Below are 14,433 nucleotides of genomic sequence, written 5' to 3'. Positions count from 1 at the left end.
CATACGGATAGACCGCGCGACGATTTTAAAATACACTTTGTTGCAGTTTTCGCAATTGTGTGTACATTATATTTCCAGAAACACGCTCTTGCGCATACATAGGGCTATCAAATGCTTGATTGGAATACGAAAGGTCGCGACAGGCTAGCGCGTCTCGAGGCCGGCCAGCGTTTCTCTGCCGGCAAGCTCGTCGACCCGCAGCAGCTCGTCGCTTTCCTGGAAGCGATCCTGAAGCCTGGAGATCGCGTCTGCCTCGAAGGTGACAACCAGAAGCAGGCGGACCTTTTGGCCAAGGCGCTGTCCAAGGTCGATGTCGCCAAGATACACGACCTGCATATGGTACAGTCGGGTGTGGTCCTGCCGGAGCATCTCGACATTTTCGAAAGCGGCATCGCCCGAAGGCTCGATTTTTCCTATTCCGGCCCGCAGTCGGCTCGCATCGCGCGCATGATGTTCGGCGGCCAGATCGAACTGGGTGCGGTCCATACCTATCTGGAACTCTTCGCCCGCTATTTTATTGATCTGACGCCCAAGGTGGCGCTCATCGCCGCCGTCAGCGCGGACAGAGAGGGAAATCTCTATACCGGGCCGAATACGGAAGACACGCCAACGGTGGTGGAGGCGACGAGCTTCGGCAAGGGGCTGGTCGTCGCGCAGGTGGGCGAGATCGTCGACCGCGTGCCGCGCGTCGACATTCCCGCCGACCAGGTTCATTTCGTCGTGGATGCCAAGCGACCCTTCTATGTGGAGCCACTGTTCACCCGCGATCCGGCGGCGATTACCGAAACGCAAATCCTGACCGCCATGCTGGCGATCAAGGGGCTCTATATGCCCTATGGCGTGCGCCGCCTGAACCATGGCATCGGCTTCAATACGGCGGCCATCGAGCTGCTGCTGCCGACTTACGGTGAGCGGCTGGGATTGAGGGGCAAGGTCTGCACGCATTGGGCACTGAACCCTCATCCCACCTTGATCCCCGCCATCGAAGCCGGATGGGTGGAGCAGATCCATTCCTTCGGCTCCGAAGTGGGTATGGAAGACTATATGCGGGCTCGCCCCGACATTTTTTTCACCGGGCCTGACGGCTCGCTACGTTCCAACCGCGCCTTTTGCCAGACCGCCGGACTCTATGCCTGCGACATGTTCATCGGCTCGACCTTGCAGATCGACCTTGCCGGCAACAGTTCGACCGTGACCGGCAGCAGGGTCGCGGGTTTCGGCGGCGCCCCCAATATGGGATCGGACGCACGGGGCCGGCGCCATCCGAGCGAGGCCTGGCTGCGCGCCGGCCGGGAAGCCGATCCCTCCGCTGCCACCCCTGCCCTGCGCCGGGGCCGCAAACTGGTCGTCCAGATCGGCGAAACCTTCGGCGATGGCATGGTGCCGATGTTCGTCGAGCGTCTGGCCGCCCTGGATCTGGCCGACAAGCTACAGCTCGATCTGGCTCCCGTGATGGTTTACGGTGATGACGTGACCCATATCGTGACCGAAGAGGGGATCGCCAATCTGCTGTTGTGTCGCGACAGGGACGAGCGGGAACAGGCGGTCCGCGGCGTGGCCGGTTACACCGAAGTCGGTCGCGCCCGAGACCGCAAGATGGTGGAGCACTTACGTCAGCGCAAAGTCATCCAGCGTCCCGAAGACCTTGGAATTGATCCCCTGGATGCCGATCGCAGTCTGCTGGCCGCGCATTCCATCAAGGATCTGATGCTCGCCTCTGGCGGCCTCTACAGGCCGCCTTCCCGGTTCCGCAATTGGTAGGCCATCCCTATGGAAAATCTGCTTTACGAATTGAAATCGACGCAGACTGGCGGGACCCGCGCCCTCGCCTTGGTGGGCGTCGTCGCGTCGGGCAACCTCGAAGTATTGCTTGAACGGCGAGAGGCGCCGGACCTTTGCGTCATCGAGATCGCGACGCCGGCCCATGGTTTCGCCGAGCTGTGGGCAGCGGTTACCGAAGATTTCGCGGCACGCTCCGCCGCCGGCGGCCTGCGCATCACGATCAATGACGGCGGCGCCCGGCCGGATATGGTGGCGCTGCGCCTCGCCCAGGGTGTGCGGCTGATGGAGAAGCCAGAATGACCGATCCTCGCACGCCGCGCCGAAGCTGGTATGAAGACTCCGCCCGTGGCCGGCTGCTGCATCTGCTCGATGCCGGCAGCTTCACCGAATTCCTAGGCCCGGAACGGCGGGAGACGAGCCCTCACCTCTCACTCTTCGATTTGCCCCGGCAGTTCGACGATGGCATCATCGTCGGAGCCGGCCGCATTGACGGTCGCCCGGTACTGGTAGCCGCCCAGGAAGGGCGCTTCATGGGCGGTGCCATCGGCGAGGTGCACGGCGCCAAGCTGACAGGCCTGCTGCATGCCTCGGCTAAGATGCGGCGGGATATCGTCATTCTCTTCGACACGGGCGGCGTGCGCCTCCAAGAAGCCAACGCCGGTGAATTGGCGATCTCCGAGATCATGCGCGCCGTGCTGGAGGCACGGTCCGAGGGCGCGCGCGTCATCGGTCTTCTTGGCGGCCGGGCGGGCTGCTATGGCGGCGGCAGCCTGATTGCCGGCTGCTGCTCGGCACTCGTCATCTCCGAGCAGGGTCGTCTATCCGTGTCCGGGCCGGAGGTCATCGAGACGAACAAGGGCGTGGAAGAATTCGACTCGCGCGATCGGGCGCTCGTTTGGCGAACCATGGGCGGCAAGCATCGCTACCTGATCGGCGGGGCCGATGTCTTCGTCGAGGACGATATCGCCGCCTTCCGCGCCGGCGCGATTGCCGCGCTGCAACGGCCAGCCACTTTAGACCCGACGGTACTGCAAGCGGAACAGACGCGGCTCGAACATCGATTGCGCCATTTCGGCAATGCCCATGATGCTACCGAGATATGGGCGCGGCTGCAGATCGACGACCCCGAGCAAATACCGGAGCGGGACATCGGGACTTTCCTCACCACGGCCAATATCCATCGGGAGAGCGCCGATGCAGCTCGCTGACATCCTGTCCTCACTCTTTCCCGCCGGCCATGAGATGACGCTGGCGGATGGGCTTGTTACCGGCTGGGGCCGGTTGGACCGACAAAACCGGATCGACCTGATCGGCATTGCCGACAAGACCTATCCGGGCGTCGATGAAGCGATAGCGCTGGCCGGGCATATCCTGTCAGTCGCCCGGCGGCCGGACAGTTCACCCCTGTTATTCCTGGTCGACTCCGGCAGTCAACGCATGAGCCGGCGTGACGAACTGCTGGGTCTCAGCGAGGCGCTGGCGCATTTGGCAAAGGCGCTGTGGCAGGCTGAGCATGCGGGACACCGCACGATCGGCCTTCTCTATGGTGGCAGCGCTGCCGGCGCCTTCATTGCCACGGCACTGGCTTGCGGATCGCTGGCAGCCCTGCCCACCGCCTGGCCCGAAGTCATGGACCTGCCATCCATGGCCCGGGTGACCAAGCTGCCGCTTGCCACGCTGAAAGAAAAGGCCGACACAACCCCCGTCTTCGCGCCCGGCCTCGATAATCTTCTCGCAACCGGCGCCATAGCGGAAGTATGGGATCCGGCGTCCTCTTTGAACGCCCAGCTCGCCGCGCTTCTCGCCAAGCCCATTTCGCTCGATCCGCGCGCGCAATGGGGCGCGGATCGCGGCGGTCGGCCGAAGGCCGCCATGATCGCGGCCGAAGTAGAACGGCTGGCTTTGCTCCATGGTTGATGTCGCCGCCCTCCGCCGTCACAATCTTGTTTATGTGCGCTCCGAAGCATGGCTGGGCTTGCTGCAGGGACAAGTCCAGGACGAAATGGAGCCCGATCTGCTGGCATGGGCGGAACTGAGACGACCAGCAATCTTCCGTCGTCGGACCTGCGGCGACGCGGCGGATATCGTACCCTTGGGGCTGCCCCTTCCTCCAGGCATGGGGCGCAAACGGCTCGCTCTCGCATGCCCGCCAGCTGCCGTGATGCGGACGGCACCTCCTCCTCTATTGAGGGACGCGCTGCCCGCGGCGCCGGCGCAATGGTGTCAGGCCATTGGCGCGCTTCTGGAGTCAGCCCCCTCTTGTCGCTGTTTCGGAAGTCTGGCTTGGCAATACCTGACCGGCCTTTCCTATCTGGCCGATACTTCCGATCTCGATCTTCTGGTCGAGTGTCGCTCGGACGCAGATGCAAGGCGAGTGACGGCTTTACTGACCGATGTTGCCGAACACGCGCCCATGCGGATCGACGCGGAATTGATCACGCCCTACGGCACGGCCGTTCAGTGGCGGGAATGGCTGTCGGAAAACCCGGAACTCCTGGTTAAATCCCATACTGGATCGGCCCTTATTGCGCGGGAGGCGCTCTTCGCATGACGTTTCCATTGCTGGCCGAACCATGTCCCGTCGCCGTCAAGCATCGCGATCCCGCGCTGATTGGACGGCATGCCGCCCAAGCGCTCGTCCTGGAGGTGGAAACCTGGCCCAAGCCCGGATTGGTCAGCCACATCGACAACGGCGCTCACGCCGACATGGACGCGGATCTTCTGCGCCTGAGCGCTCGGACGCTGGAGCCGTTCTTCGTCGCGCTTGCGGAGGCGGGCGCGATGAACGCCGGCATGGATCGCCTGCGGCAAATCGGCATTGAGGCGGAAAAGGCAATGAGGGATGCGACCGGCGGAGTAAACACCCATCGCGGCGCCATCTTCGGCCTTGGCCTTCTGGCGGCGGCGGCCGGCCTGGCGGCGAACCGCGCCTGGCAGGCGCCGCTCGGCACCCTTGTCGCACAGCGTTGGGGACGTGACATCCTTAACCATGCGCCGGAGCACGACACTCACGGCAGCGTGGTGGCGCGACGCTACCAGGTCGGCGGCGCGCGGGCCGAGGCTGCCGCCGGCATGCCATCCGTCTACGATGTCGCCCGCCCCGCGCTTGCCGAAGGGCGGCGCCTGGCCATGGGTAACGAGGAAGCCGCGAGGGTTCATGCCTGCATGGCCCTGATCGCGGTAGTCGACGACAGCAATCTGCTTTATCGTGCCGGCCCGGAAGGGTTGAATTTCGCGCGTGACAAGACCAGCGCCTTCCTGGCGGACGGCGGGGTCGGACGCGCGAGTTGGCGATGGGATGCCAAGGCCGTTCACGAGGCGTTCGTGTCGCGCAACCTCAGCCCGGGCGGTTGCGCCGACCTCCTTGCGATGGCATTGTTTACCGAGGTGTTGGAATCGTGACCCTCGCGCTGCTGTGTTCGGGCCAAGGCCACCAGAGCCGGGAAATGTTCCGGCTGCTGGCAGCGGAACCCGACGCGCAGCTCATCTTCGAGGCCGCGGCCGCGGTGCTTGGGGCGCATCCAACGGACTTCTGCCGGACCGCACCCGAAGCCGCGTTGCATGCGAACCGCGAAGGTCAGATCCTGTGCGTGATACGTGCGCTTGCGATTGCTCGCGTCCTTTTTCCGGCCGGAGCGCCAAGCGAAACAATGGTGGCTGGCTACAGCGTCGGTGAAATGGCGGCGTGGGGGGTGGCTGGGATCTGGTCACCCATGGACACTTTGAGGCTGGTCGATCAGCGGGCGCGGGAAATGGACGCCGCCGGCGGCCCGGACGACGGACTTGGCTATGTGCGTGGTTTGCCAATGGCGGCGGTGCAGGAGCTTGCCGATCGTTTCGGCTGCGCAATCGCCATCGTGAACCCCGATCTCCTGTTCATCCTCGGCGGCGCCAGACAATCGATCGATGCGTTATGCGCCGCCGCGTTGGAAGAAGGCGCGGCACGCGCCGCGCCGATGCCAGTGCATGTCGCCTCCCATACACCGCGGCTCGCCGGTGCGGTGGCACCGTTTGATAAAGCCCTTGCCTCGGTAGCCATGAGCCGTCCGGCGCTGCGCCTCATGACCGCCACCACTGCCACGCTTGTCGTTGATCCGCAACGCGCCCGCGGAGGGCTCGCGCGGCAATTGGCCGAAAGGATCGATTGGGCAGGCGTGATCGAAGCCATGGCCGAACGTGGCGTCACGACGATCCTCGAACTGGGGCCGGGTCGAGCCCTGGCGGAGATGGCAGCTCTTGCGCTACCCGGAAGAAGAGTGCGTGCGGTCGACGAGTTTCATAGCCTCACAGGGATCAAAGCCTGGCTGGCTGCGGACTGAAACCAAGGTCTTCCCGCTACCGACTTGTATTACCTGTCCTCGGATGCCGCGATGCAACCGATCTTCAGGCCGGTGGCGGCGAGCAATGGCGAATGAGCTTACTCCAGCCGCCGGCCGGTCGCCGCGTCGAAAAGATGCAGCCTTCCAAGATCAGGTATCAACGAAAGACGGCCGCCAGCCTGCGTGGCCACCCGCTCGCGCAGCGCTATGACGAGATCGTCGGACCCGATACGGCAAACAATCAGGGTCTCCGCTCCGGTCGGCTCCACCACCACGACTTCCGCATCGATGCCGCCCTCGCCCATGGCAATGTTTTCGGGCCGCATGCCGTAGACAACCTCCGCGCCACGCTTGACGTCGAGCCCTGCGGGCAATGGAAGGCGCGCTCCGCCATCGGCGAGGAATTCCAGCGGGCCAGCGCTGCTGATCTTGCCGCGAATGAGATTCATCCCCGGGGAGCCGATGAAGCCAGCAACGAACAGGTTGGCGGGTCGGTCGTACAGTTCCAGAGGCGAGCCGATCTGCTCGACATAGCCGTCGCGCATGACGACGATCCGGTCCGCCATCGTCATGGCTTCGATCTGGTCATGGGTGACGTAGATCGTGGTCGTGCGTAAACGTTGGTGCAGTTGCTTGATTTCCGAGCGCATCTGCACGCGCAGCTTGGCGTCCAGATTGGACAGCGGTTCGTCGAAGAGAAATACCTGTGGCTGACGCACGATCGCGCGGCCCATGGCAACGCGTTGGCGCTGACCGCCGGACAGATTGCGCGGATAGCGCTCGAGCAGGTTTTCCAAGCCGAGGATCTGCGCCGCATCGCGCACGCGCTGCCGGATCTCTTCCTTCGGCGCCTTGGCCAGCCGAAGCGAAAAGCCCATGTTCGCCGCGACGGTCATATGCGGATAAAGCGCGTAGGATTGGAACACCATGGCGATGTCGCGGCTCTTGGCTTCGACATCGTTGACCACCCGACCGCCGATCGCGACCTCACCGCCACTGATCTCCTCCAGTCCGGCGATCATGCGAAGAAGCGTCGATTTTCCGCAGCCCGAAGGGCCGACAAGAATGACGAATTCGCCATCCTCGATATCGATATCCACTCCATGCAGAACTTCGAAGTGACCGTAGCTCTTGCGGACACTCGTCACGCTGACCGATGCCATTATGATCTCCAGTTAGAAAAGCGTGTGTCTGATCGCCAACGCCTTTGCCGACCGCCATGGCCGGAAAGCGCGCTAGGGCGACTATGCGAGCGTGGCCGCGGAATAGGGTTCCAGGGCCGCATCGATAGCGGCGATGCAGAGATCGCGCGCCCGAGGCGGAACCCTCCTTGCGACCACTGCCGGATAGACCCGGCCGAGATACTGGCTGATGAGCGTTTCCGGAATATCGCCTTCGAAGCGCGCGAACAGGGTCTCGACTGCCGCGGCCGCCTTCTCGTTCGGCCAATAGTAGCGGATGCGATCGCTATAGCTGAAATGGCGCTGCAGGCGCTGTTCCTCGGTCGAGCCCCCATAATGGGAATTCCAATGACCTGGATTTTCGAGCATGAGGGCCTCCATTGTCGTATAGATCGCATCAGGCGGAGCCCTTCCGGCGAGAACCGATGCGATGGCATCGAGGCCATAGAGCGCCTCCCGCAAGGCAAAGGTCAGGCCCGGGCCGACCTTGAGGATCGCAAAACCGCCCTGCACGAGGGCGGCGAGCGCGTCCCGGGGCTGATAGTCCGTGGAATGCGCCTCAAAGAGCAAGCCGGGCATTTGGTCGAGAGCGCCAATCAAGCCATCCGCGCGATCGGGTCTGTAAAGGACGACATTGGCATTGCCGAACTCGACGCCGGGCTGGACGACGATGGCGATCACCCGCTCCAGGGCGCTTTCGACACCGGCCTTGGCGAAGGCGGCACGATGCACCGCCAGCGTGTTTATCGCCGCCTCTGCTCGCGTCACCTCAAGCTCGTCGAGGGCGTGGGTGGCGCCGCCCGGCGGCGGGACCTCGGTTCCGATAATATAGACCGGTGGTCGGAGGCCGGAGCGACGAGCGGCCTCTTCCGCCACGCGGGCGAGCCGCGCGGCACGCTCCGCCGTCAGTTCGTCGGCCAAGGCGACGGGCTCGCCCGCGCAGCCCATCGAGGTATCGAGATGGATCTTTTCGAAGCCCGCCTCGATATAGGTGGCAATCATCGCTTCGGCCTTCGCCATTGCTTCCTCCGCGGGAAGCTTCCTCCACGGGTTCGGCCCAAGATGGTCGCCGCCCAGGATGAGGCGATCGATGGGAAGGCCGACCGCGACGGCGATTTCCTCGACGAAACGGCGGAAATCGCGGGGTGTCATCCCGGTATAGCCGCCGTCCTGATTGACCTGATTGCAGGTCGCTTCGATCAGCGCGACCGCCCCTTCCGAAGCCGCACGCTTGAGCGCCGCCTCGATAACGAGCGGATGCGCGGAGCAAACGGAGGTGATGCCGTGCGGCAGTGTCTTGACGCGATCGCCGAGAAGCTTCTTCAGCGCGATGCCGCGATTGTGCTCGAAGGAGGCGTTCATCCGAGCATCACAACCTTGGTCAGATGACGGGGCGATACCGTATCGACACCCTTCGACTGTGCTGCCCTTTCTCCAAGGATCTGCAGAGCCGGCAGCACGTAGAGGCTCACGAGTGCCGGATCGCAATCGACAGTCAGTTCCAGATCGCCTGGACCGCCAAAGCCGATGACAGTCGCTCCCTTTTGCCGCAACTCCTCGATCAGCAGGGCTTCCGCGACCTTCTGATCGGCGCTGTAAAGCATGACAACAGCGGTATTTTCATCGACGAGGCTGATCGGACCATGGCGGTATTCGAGCGGATGGAAGCCCTGGGTGACGATCTGGCTCATTTCCATCAGCTTCAGCGCCCCCTCCAAGGCAATGCCGTAGAGCGATCCGCTGCCGAGGAAGACGAAATGCGAGCGACCTTTGATGATCTTCGGAAGAGCCGCGTCGAGCTGATCAGCCAGGCGGCGTGCCGATTGGGCGATCGATGGCGGGATCTCCATGCCGACCATCTGCATGCCCAGAAGCAGCATCAGGCTCGCCGAAACCGTCATGACGATGCCCTCATCGCCGTGGGTCGCCGCTTCGATCAGCCGGTCGCAGTTCTTGGCAAGCGAGCTTTCGGGCTCGACCGTTATGGCGGTGACGAAAACGCCGGCCTTGCGGCTTGCCTTGGCGGCGGCAACGGTTTCCGTCGTTTCGCCGCTGCGCGAAAGGGCCACCAGATGGGCCTTCCGCCAGCGTGGCCAGACGGCGGCTGGCCGGTTCAGCCATTCCGCACCCGGTACGGCAATCGCCGGATAGCCGGCAAGATTGGCGTGAGCCGCAAGCGATAAAGCAAGATTGTAGGATGTGCCGCAGCCCAGAAAAACCGTCAGTTCGGCATCATGCGGGGCGGAGACCGGTCCGATCGCCTTTTCCCAATAAGGGAATTGTTCGAAGATCACCTTTTCCGTCGTATTCATATCAGCTCCGATTTACTTGACCGATCCTGCCAGCAGACCGCTGACGAGGTATCGATTGAGAAAGATGACGACCAGGGCGGGAATGATGATGGCGATCGATCCGCTTGCCGTGATCAGCCCATAGTCGATGAAGTTCTTGGTGACGAATTCCGGGATCAGCACCGTCAGGGGCTTCGTCGCCTGCGGCGAGAAGATGAGCGGGACGAGATACTGCCCCCATGCGCCAAGAAAGGTTAGGATGGCCGCCGCCGTCAGGCCGGGACCGGCAAGCGGCAGGACGATGTTGAAGAAGATGTAGAGCCTGCCCGCGCCATCGAGCTGTGCCGCCTCCTCAAGCGCGATCGGCAATGCCTCGAAGACGCTGCGCAGCAACCACAGGGACAAAGGCAGATAGGCCGACACATAGATCAATGCCACGCCGACATAGGTGTCGACCAAATGAAGGCTGATCATGATCCGGTAAAGTGGGATCAGCACCGCGTAGCCGGGGATTGCCAGTGTCGCGACCACAGCTGCAAACAAAAAACCACGACCAGGAAACTGGATCCGCGTGAAGGCATAGGCGCCGAGGGCCGATATCGCCACGCAAAGAAGCGTCGCGGCCACCGAGGTGACGATGCTGTTGATCAGTGCCGCGCGAAACTGCGACCAGACCTGAACTCCGCCGATCCTGGCAATATCGATGCCGAAGAGGCGCGAGAAATGGTCCAACGTGAAATGCTGCGGAAAGAAATGGATCGGTCTAGCCGAAAAGTCCTCGGTCGGAGTGATGGAGCTTGCAAGCGTCCAGTAGATCGGCCCGAGCGACCAGATCAGGAGAACCGCGACACCGGCCCAGATCAGCAAACGATAGGAAAGGCTCTGTTTCATCAATCAAACCTGGTGTTGCGATAGACCCGCAGGACATAGACGAGCGAAACCAGCAGCGAGACCAACGTGATCACGAGAGACAAGGCCATGCCGTAAGAGAAACGCAGGTTCTGGAAGGTCTCGAGATAGATCTGGACGAGAACCGGTCGCGTCTCGAGGCTGGAACCCGCCAAGACCCAGGCCTCATCGAAGAGGTTGAATGCATTGACGGTCGCGTTGGTCATGGCAACGGCAATGGCGCTGCGCACCAGCGGAAGCGTGACCAAGGCGAACATCTGCGTGCGCGTTGCACCATCGATGCGCGCGGCCTCATAGAGATGAGCGGGAATGCTCTGCATGGCGGCCAGCACGATGACGACGGTGAGGGGCATCATGCGCCAGACGTGAACCACCGTGACGGCGATGATGGCGCTGGTGCGATCGTTGAACCAGACGTGGTTTTCAAATGGCAACCCCACGGCCGATAGAATGCCATTCAGCAATCCCGCGCCGGGCTGATAGATCCAGAGCCAGATCACCGCGTTGACGACACCGGGCAACGCCCAGGGCAGGACGACAGCCGCGAGCAGCCATTGCCGTCCAACCTTGACCTGATTGATGAGAGCGGCAGCCAGCACGCCGAACACCGTTTCAGCGATGACCGCAAGCACGACATAGAGAAATGTGTTGATCCATGTCGTACCAAGCGCCGCGTCGGAGAACATGCGGGTGTAGTTCTCCAGCCCGACGAAAGGTGTTCCCGCCTGCATCGGATTGACCCTGTGCAGGCTGTCCCACACCGTTCTTCCGATCGGGTAGAAAACAAGGGCCGCCATCGTGATCAGGATCGGCGAGACAAGCAGGATACCCAGCATGGTGTCGGCCTTGACGCCGGCACCACGCCTGCTCCTGCCATCGGCAGAGACTGCGATTGTCATTGCGCCGATGCCTGCTTTGCCGCTTCGGCGATGTTCTGCATGGCCTGATCGACGGTGACCTGGCCCTTCGCCGCGCTATTGATGGCTGTATTTACCGCGCTGGAGAATTCCGGATACCAAGGAGGCGTACCCTGCGGGAACAGCGGCTCGACGGTCTTCGATTGCGCGACCAGCGTATCGCCACTCAGCAGCTGGCCGGCGGCGTTGAGCTCGGACAATGCCGAGGTGCGGGTCGGCAATGCGCCATTGGCCGCGTTCTTCTTCTGGAAGTCCTTGCTGGTGAACCATTTGACGAAGGCGATGGCGGCGTCCCTATTTTGTGAAACGCGGGGAATCGCGAGTGCTTCGGGAAGGCCGAAGCTGCGGGTCTCGCCGCTTGCCGTCGGCACCAGGATCGCCTCGATCTGACCGGCCACTTTCGACTGCTTGGGATCGTTCATCTGACCGATCCTGCCCGGCTCGCCCGAGATCATGATGCTCGTGACGCCCTGGGCAAACATGCTCTCATTGATCTGGCTGTCCTTGAGGCCGGTAGACGCCGGATCGACGAGCCCCTCCTTCAGCAGCATCAGCTCGAAAGCGAGTGCCTTGTAGCCGGCCGAATCCTTCGAGACAAAAAGCGGCTTGAAATCCTTGTCGAACAGTTCGCCGCCGAAGGCTTTCGTCAGCAGATACCAGCTGGTCGACGCGCCTTCGGTCGCCGAAAGCGGCAGGCCGATCGGATAGGTCGCGATCTTCTTTTCCTTGATCTGCTTGGCGGCGGCGACAAGCTCGTCGAGTGTCCTCGGCATTGTCGTGATGCCCGCGTCGGCGAAATGCTTCTTGTTGATCAGCATGACGCGGAAGTCGTTGGTATAGGGCACGCCGAGCAGATTGCCGTTGACCGTGAAGATCTTGGAGACACCGATATCCTTGACCGTATCGGCGTCGATCACGTCGTTGAGCGGCAGATACCAGTCCGCGGCGCTGAACTGGCCGGTCCATGACCAATCGAATTCGGTGACATCGGCCGGCGCTGTTCCCGCGATCAGCGAGGTGACGAGCTTGGGGCGGATATCGTCCCACGAGAGTGTCTGCATATTGACGTGAATGCCGGTCTCGGCTTCGAAGTCGCCGGGAATGTTGGGCGCCTGCGGCGAAGGCATCAGCACTGTGATCGATTGACCGGCAAGCGGTTTCGCATCCTGAGCGAGAGCCGGAACGGCGGCAACGAGCGCCGCCAGAGCGACGAATGGCAAAGTAAATTTACGCATGTTCCCTTCTTTCCTTGTTATTGAGGTCTGCTTCACCTGAATGCACCGCCGCGGTCTTTACCGTTGCGGCGATTTGCGTGATCCAGCCGTCATCCACCGGCCAGTCGAGGAGTCGGGCGGCCACCAGGAGGGCGCCGCCGATGGGAGGAAGCTTCGGGCTCACGGCCGGGCGACCGATGCGCCGCTCGAGCGCGGTTAGCAGGGCGCGGCTTGCAAATGTTCCGCCGGCATGGGTCCAGTCTGCCGACGGTTCGCAATGCGGCGCTATGGCGTCGACATGCTTTACCAGTTCGGATGCGGCCTGTTCGATCAGTCGTTTGGCTGCTGCGTCACCAGCGCGCGCAACGCGATCGACGAGAACTGAGAGGGCAGCGATCTCGGCGCGAGGGTTTTCGAGTTCGCTCACCCATCCTCCCAGCGCATTGACCGGGTCGATGCTGTCGAGGCTCAGGAATTCGAACATGGCCTTCGCCAGCGTGGTCGGACCTGCCCGCCCGTCGAGACTCTGACTGACGAGGCTGAGAGCTGCCCGCCCGATCCAATAGCTGCTGCCCTCGTCGCCGATGACATCGCCCCATCCGCCGACGCGCGCAGATGCGCCAGCACTGTTACGTGCCCAGGCCATGGAACCCGTTCCGGACAGGATCAGAATACCAGGCTTTCCGGCGAAGGCGCCGATATGAGCCGCGTCGACATCGTTGAGAATATGCCGCTTCGCCTTGGGGAAGCTGGTCTCGATCGCCTCGCGCTGCCGTTCCGACAGGTGGGCGACCTCACCATAGGCCGGCAGCGCGGCGGCGACGGCGGCCGGCTGCTCCCGCTCCAGGAAGGGGCGCAGGGCAAGATCCAGTTCGCGCCGCCAGTTCGGATTGTCCATCGGATTGACGCCGCCGCTCCGCGTCATCTGGAGTACGTTGCCGGCTCTATCAGCGAGCGCGACCAGCACCTTGCTGCCGCCGCCATCGATGCCGAGGATCAGCTCGTCGCTCATTCCGGCGCTCCGAGATCCGCGATTGTCATCTCAACGCCGAGGTTGACGAGTTCGCCGCGCCAATGGGCGGAAAGACCCGCATCGGTTATCACCTTGGCGGCACTCAGGGGAGCGACCTTATAGGTCGCCATCGTGCCGAATTTGGAGGAATCGGCGAGCACGAAACGGTGCGCCGAGCGGCTGAGCATGCATTTATTGAGGCTCGCTTCGGCGCTGTCGACACTATAGATCGCGCCATCCGGGCTGATGGCGCTCGCGCCGAGGAAGAGCTGATCGAACCATATGCTCTCGAGCATCGCTTCGGCCTGCGGCCCGACGAGCGAAGCATTTTCGCTGCGAAGCTGGCCACCGAGCAAGACGACGTCCAGATTGGGAATATTAAGGAATTCCTGCGCCACCGTCAGGCCATTGGTGAAGATGCGAAGTGGGATCGGGTTGAGGCGGATAAGACGCGCGAGCTGCAAGACGGTGGTTCCGGCGTCGAGAAAGATCGCCGTGCGCGGGCTCAGCAAATCGTAGGCAGCTGTTGCAATTGCACGTTTGGCCGACAAATGCCGCTTGGCGCGCTCCTGAAAGGCAAGCTCCACCGAGGAGCCCTCGGCGATGCGAGCGCCGCCATGCACCCGGTCGATGGCGCCTTCCCGTTCGAGGACCTGCAGGTCCCTGCGCACCGTTGCCAGGGACGCGCCGATGGCGTCCGCGAGCGCCTGGATGGTCGAAAATCCGTTCGCATAGAGATGACTGCGAATAGCATCGAGACGATCGACTTTCACCCCACCAGCCTGGCTCAACGAAGGTTCCTCTTTCG

15 protein-coding genes are annotated in these 14,433 nt (G+C 62.7%); 7 read left to right on the top strand and 8 right to left on the bottom strand.

Annotated elements, in window-relative coordinates:
- Positions 1 to 111: 111 nt before the first annotated feature.
- Genes mdcA through JJQ51_RS25200 form a run of 7 tightly spaced genes read left to right on the top strand, consistent with a single transcriptional unit; the run spans position 112 to position 6,101 of the window.
- Positions 112 to 1,761, top strand: coding sequence for a malonate decarboxylase subunit alpha (gene mdcA, locus JJQ51_RS25230; RefSeq protein ID WP_269245459.1), 1,650 nt, complete (start codon positions 112 to 114; stop codon positions 1,759 to 1,761).
- A gap of 9 nt (positions 1,762 to 1,770) precedes the next feature.
- Positions 1,771 to 2,082 carry a malonate decarboxylase acyl carrier protein gene (mdcC, locus tag JJQ51_RS25225; RefSeq protein ID WP_113353361.1) on the top strand — a complete coding sequence of 104 codons (312 nt, stop codon included), beginning with the start codon at positions 1,771 to 1,773 and terminating at the stop codon, positions 2,080 to 2,082.
- Complete coding sequence (locus JJQ51_RS25220; protein ID WP_113353362.1) at positions 2,079 to 2,990, top strand: biotin-independent malonate decarboxylase subunit beta; 912 nt, start codon at positions 2,079 to 2,081, stop codon at positions 2,988 to 2,990. The genes mdcC and JJQ51_RS25220 overlap by 4 nt, the downstream gene beginning before the upstream one ends.
- Positions 2,977 to 3,699 carry a biotin-independent malonate decarboxylase subunit gamma gene (locus JJQ51_RS25215; RefSeq protein WP_113353363.1) on the top strand — a complete coding sequence of 241 codons (723 nt, stop codon included), beginning with the start codon at positions 2,977 to 2,979 and terminating at the stop codon, positions 3,697 to 3,699. The genes JJQ51_RS25220 and JJQ51_RS25215 overlap by 14 nt, the downstream gene beginning before the upstream one ends.
- Complete coding sequence (gene mdcG, locus JJQ51_RS25210; protein WP_113395143.1) at positions 3,692 to 4,333, top strand: malonate decarboxylase holo-[acyl-carrier-protein] synthase; 642 nt, start codon at positions 3,692 to 3,694, stop codon at positions 4,331 to 4,333. Before JJQ51_RS25215 ends, mdcG begins: the two co-directional genes overlap by 8 nt.
- Positions 4,330 to 5,184: a triphosphoribosyl-dephospho-CoA synthase MdcB gene (mdcB, locus tag JJQ51_RS25205; protein WP_113353365.1), complete on the top strand. Its 855-nt coding sequence runs from the start codon at positions 4,330 to 4,332 to the stop codon at positions 5,182 to 5,184. Before mdcG ends, mdcB begins: the two co-directional genes overlap by 4 nt.
- Positions 5,181 to 6,101, top strand: a complete 921-nt coding sequence (locus tag JJQ51_RS25200; protein WP_113353366.1) for an ACP S-malonyltransferase — start codon at positions 5,181 to 5,183, stop codon at positions 6,099 to 6,101. The genes mdcB and JJQ51_RS25200 overlap by 4 nt, the downstream gene beginning before the upstream one ends.
- A gap of 98 nt (positions 6,102 to 6,199) precedes the next feature.
- Here the strand turns inward: JJQ51_RS25200 and JJQ51_RS25195 are convergent, their stop codons facing one another.
- From JJQ51_RS25195 to JJQ51_RS25160, 8 genes are all read right to left on the bottom strand, one after another.
- On the bottom strand, positions 6,200 to 7,264 hold the full coding sequence (locus JJQ51_RS25195) for an ABC transporter ATP-binding protein (protein WP_113420705.1): 1,065 nt from the start codon (positions 7,262 to 7,264) through the stop codon (positions 6,200 to 6,202).
- Between the two features lie 81 nt (positions 7,265 to 7,345).
- Positions 7,346 to 8,644, bottom strand: coding sequence for a D-tagatose-bisphosphate aldolase, class II, non-catalytic subunit (locus JJQ51_RS25190; RefSeq protein ID WP_145321293.1), 1,299 nt, complete (start codon positions 8,642 to 8,644; stop codon positions 7,346 to 7,348).
- Complete coding sequence (locus tag JJQ51_RS25185) at positions 8,641 to 9,594, bottom strand: SIS domain-containing protein (RefSeq protein WP_145321291.1); 954 nt, start codon at positions 9,592 to 9,594, stop codon at positions 8,641 to 8,643. The genes JJQ51_RS25190 and JJQ51_RS25185 overlap by 4 nt, the downstream gene beginning before the upstream one ends.
- A gap of 12 nt (positions 9,595 to 9,606) precedes the next feature.
- Entirely contained in the window at positions 9,607 to 10,464 is an 858-nt protein-coding gene (locus JJQ51_RS25180) for a carbohydrate ABC transporter permease (RefSeq protein ID WP_095438757.1), read from the bottom strand.
- Positions 10,464 to 11,381, bottom strand: coding sequence for a carbohydrate ABC transporter permease (locus JJQ51_RS25175; RefSeq protein WP_145321289.1), 918 nt, complete (start codon positions 11,379 to 11,381; stop codon positions 10,464 to 10,466). Before JJQ51_RS25175 ends, JJQ51_RS25180 begins: the two co-directional genes overlap by 1 nt.
- Positions 11,378 to 12,634, bottom strand: coding sequence for an ABC transporter substrate-binding protein (locus tag JJQ51_RS25170; RefSeq protein ID WP_152093951.1), 1,257 nt, complete (start codon positions 12,632 to 12,634; stop codon positions 11,378 to 11,380). The genes JJQ51_RS25175 and JJQ51_RS25170 overlap by 4 nt, the downstream gene beginning before the upstream one ends.
- Entirely contained in the window at positions 12,627 to 13,625 is a 999-nt protein-coding gene (locus tag JJQ51_RS25165; protein WP_152095103.1) for an N-acetylglucosamine kinase, read from the bottom strand. The genes JJQ51_RS25170 and JJQ51_RS25165 overlap by 8 nt, the downstream gene beginning before the upstream one ends.
- The gene (locus JJQ51_RS25160; RefSeq protein WP_113331763.1) at positions 13,622 to 14,416 is read right to left on the bottom strand and encodes a DeoR/GlpR family DNA-binding transcription regulator; all 795 of its coding nucleotides are present in this window, start codon (positions 14,414 to 14,416) and stop codon (positions 13,622 to 13,624) included. Before JJQ51_RS25160 ends, JJQ51_RS25165 begins: the two co-directional genes overlap by 4 nt.
- Positions 14,417 to 14,433: the final 17 nt, after the last annotated feature.

Origin of the sequence: Rhizobium sp. AG207R (assembly GCF_027109195.1) — a bacterium.
GTDB lineage: Bacteria > Pseudomonadota > Alphaproteobacteria > Rhizobiales > Rhizobiaceae > Rhizobium > Rhizobium dioscoreae.
This window is presented reverse-complemented; position numbering and strand designations above follow the sequence as displayed.

What these genes read in the sequence shown, in the direction of transcription:
- JJQ51_RS25170 (WP_152093951.1), bottom strand. Translation starts at nt 12,634, where the DNA reads ATGCGTAAATTTACTTTGCCATTCGTCGCTCTGGCGGCGCTCGTTGCC.
- JJQ51_RS25220 (WP_113353362.1), top strand. Translation starts at nt 2,079, where the DNA reads ATGACCGATCCTCGCACGCCGCGCCGAAGCTGGTATGAAGACTCCGCC.
- mdcB (WP_113353365.1), top strand. Translation starts at nt 4,330, where the DNA reads ATGACGTTTCCATTGCTGGCCGAACCATGTCCCGTCGCCGTCAAGCAT.
- JJQ51_RS25215 (WP_113353363.1), top strand. Translation starts at nt 2,977, where the DNA reads ATGCAGCTCGCTGACATCCTGTCCTCACTCTTTCCCGCCGGCCATGAG.
- mdcG (WP_113395143.1), top strand. Translation starts at nt 3,692, where the DNA reads ATGGTTGATGTCGCCGCCCTCCGCCGTCACAATCTTGTTTATGTGCGC.
- JJQ51_RS25185 (WP_145321291.1), bottom strand. Translation starts at nt 9,594, where the DNA reads ATGAATACGACGGAAAAGGTGATCTTCGAACAATTCCCTTATTGGGAA.
- JJQ51_RS25175 (WP_145321289.1), bottom strand. Translation starts at nt 11,381, where the DNA reads ATGACAATCGCAGTCTCTGCCGATGGCAGGAGCAGGCGTGGTGCCGGC.
- mdcC (WP_113353361.1), top strand. Translation starts at nt 1,771, where the DNA reads ATGGAAAATCTGCTTTACGAATTGAAATCGACGCAGACTGGCGGGACC.
- JJQ51_RS25195 (WP_113420705.1), bottom strand. Translation starts at nt 7,264, where the DNA reads ATGGCATCGGTCAGCGTGACGAGTGTCCGCAAGAGCTACGGTCACTTC.
- JJQ51_RS25180 (WP_095438757.1), bottom strand. Translation starts at nt 10,464, where the DNA reads ATGAAACAGAGCCTTTCCTATCGTTTGCTGATCTGGGCCGGTGTCGCG.
- JJQ51_RS25190 (WP_145321293.1), bottom strand. Translation starts at nt 8,644, where the DNA reads ATGAACGCCTCCTTCGAGCACAATCGCGGCATCGCGCTGAAGAAGCTT.
- mdcA (WP_269245459.1), top strand. Translation starts at nt 112, where the DNA reads ATGCTTGATTGGAATACGAAAGGTCGCGACAGGCTAGCGCGTCTCGAG.
- JJQ51_RS25165 (WP_152095103.1), bottom strand. Translation starts at nt 13,625, where the DNA reads ATGAGCGACGAGCTGATCCTCGGCATCGATGGCGGCGGCAGCAAGGTG.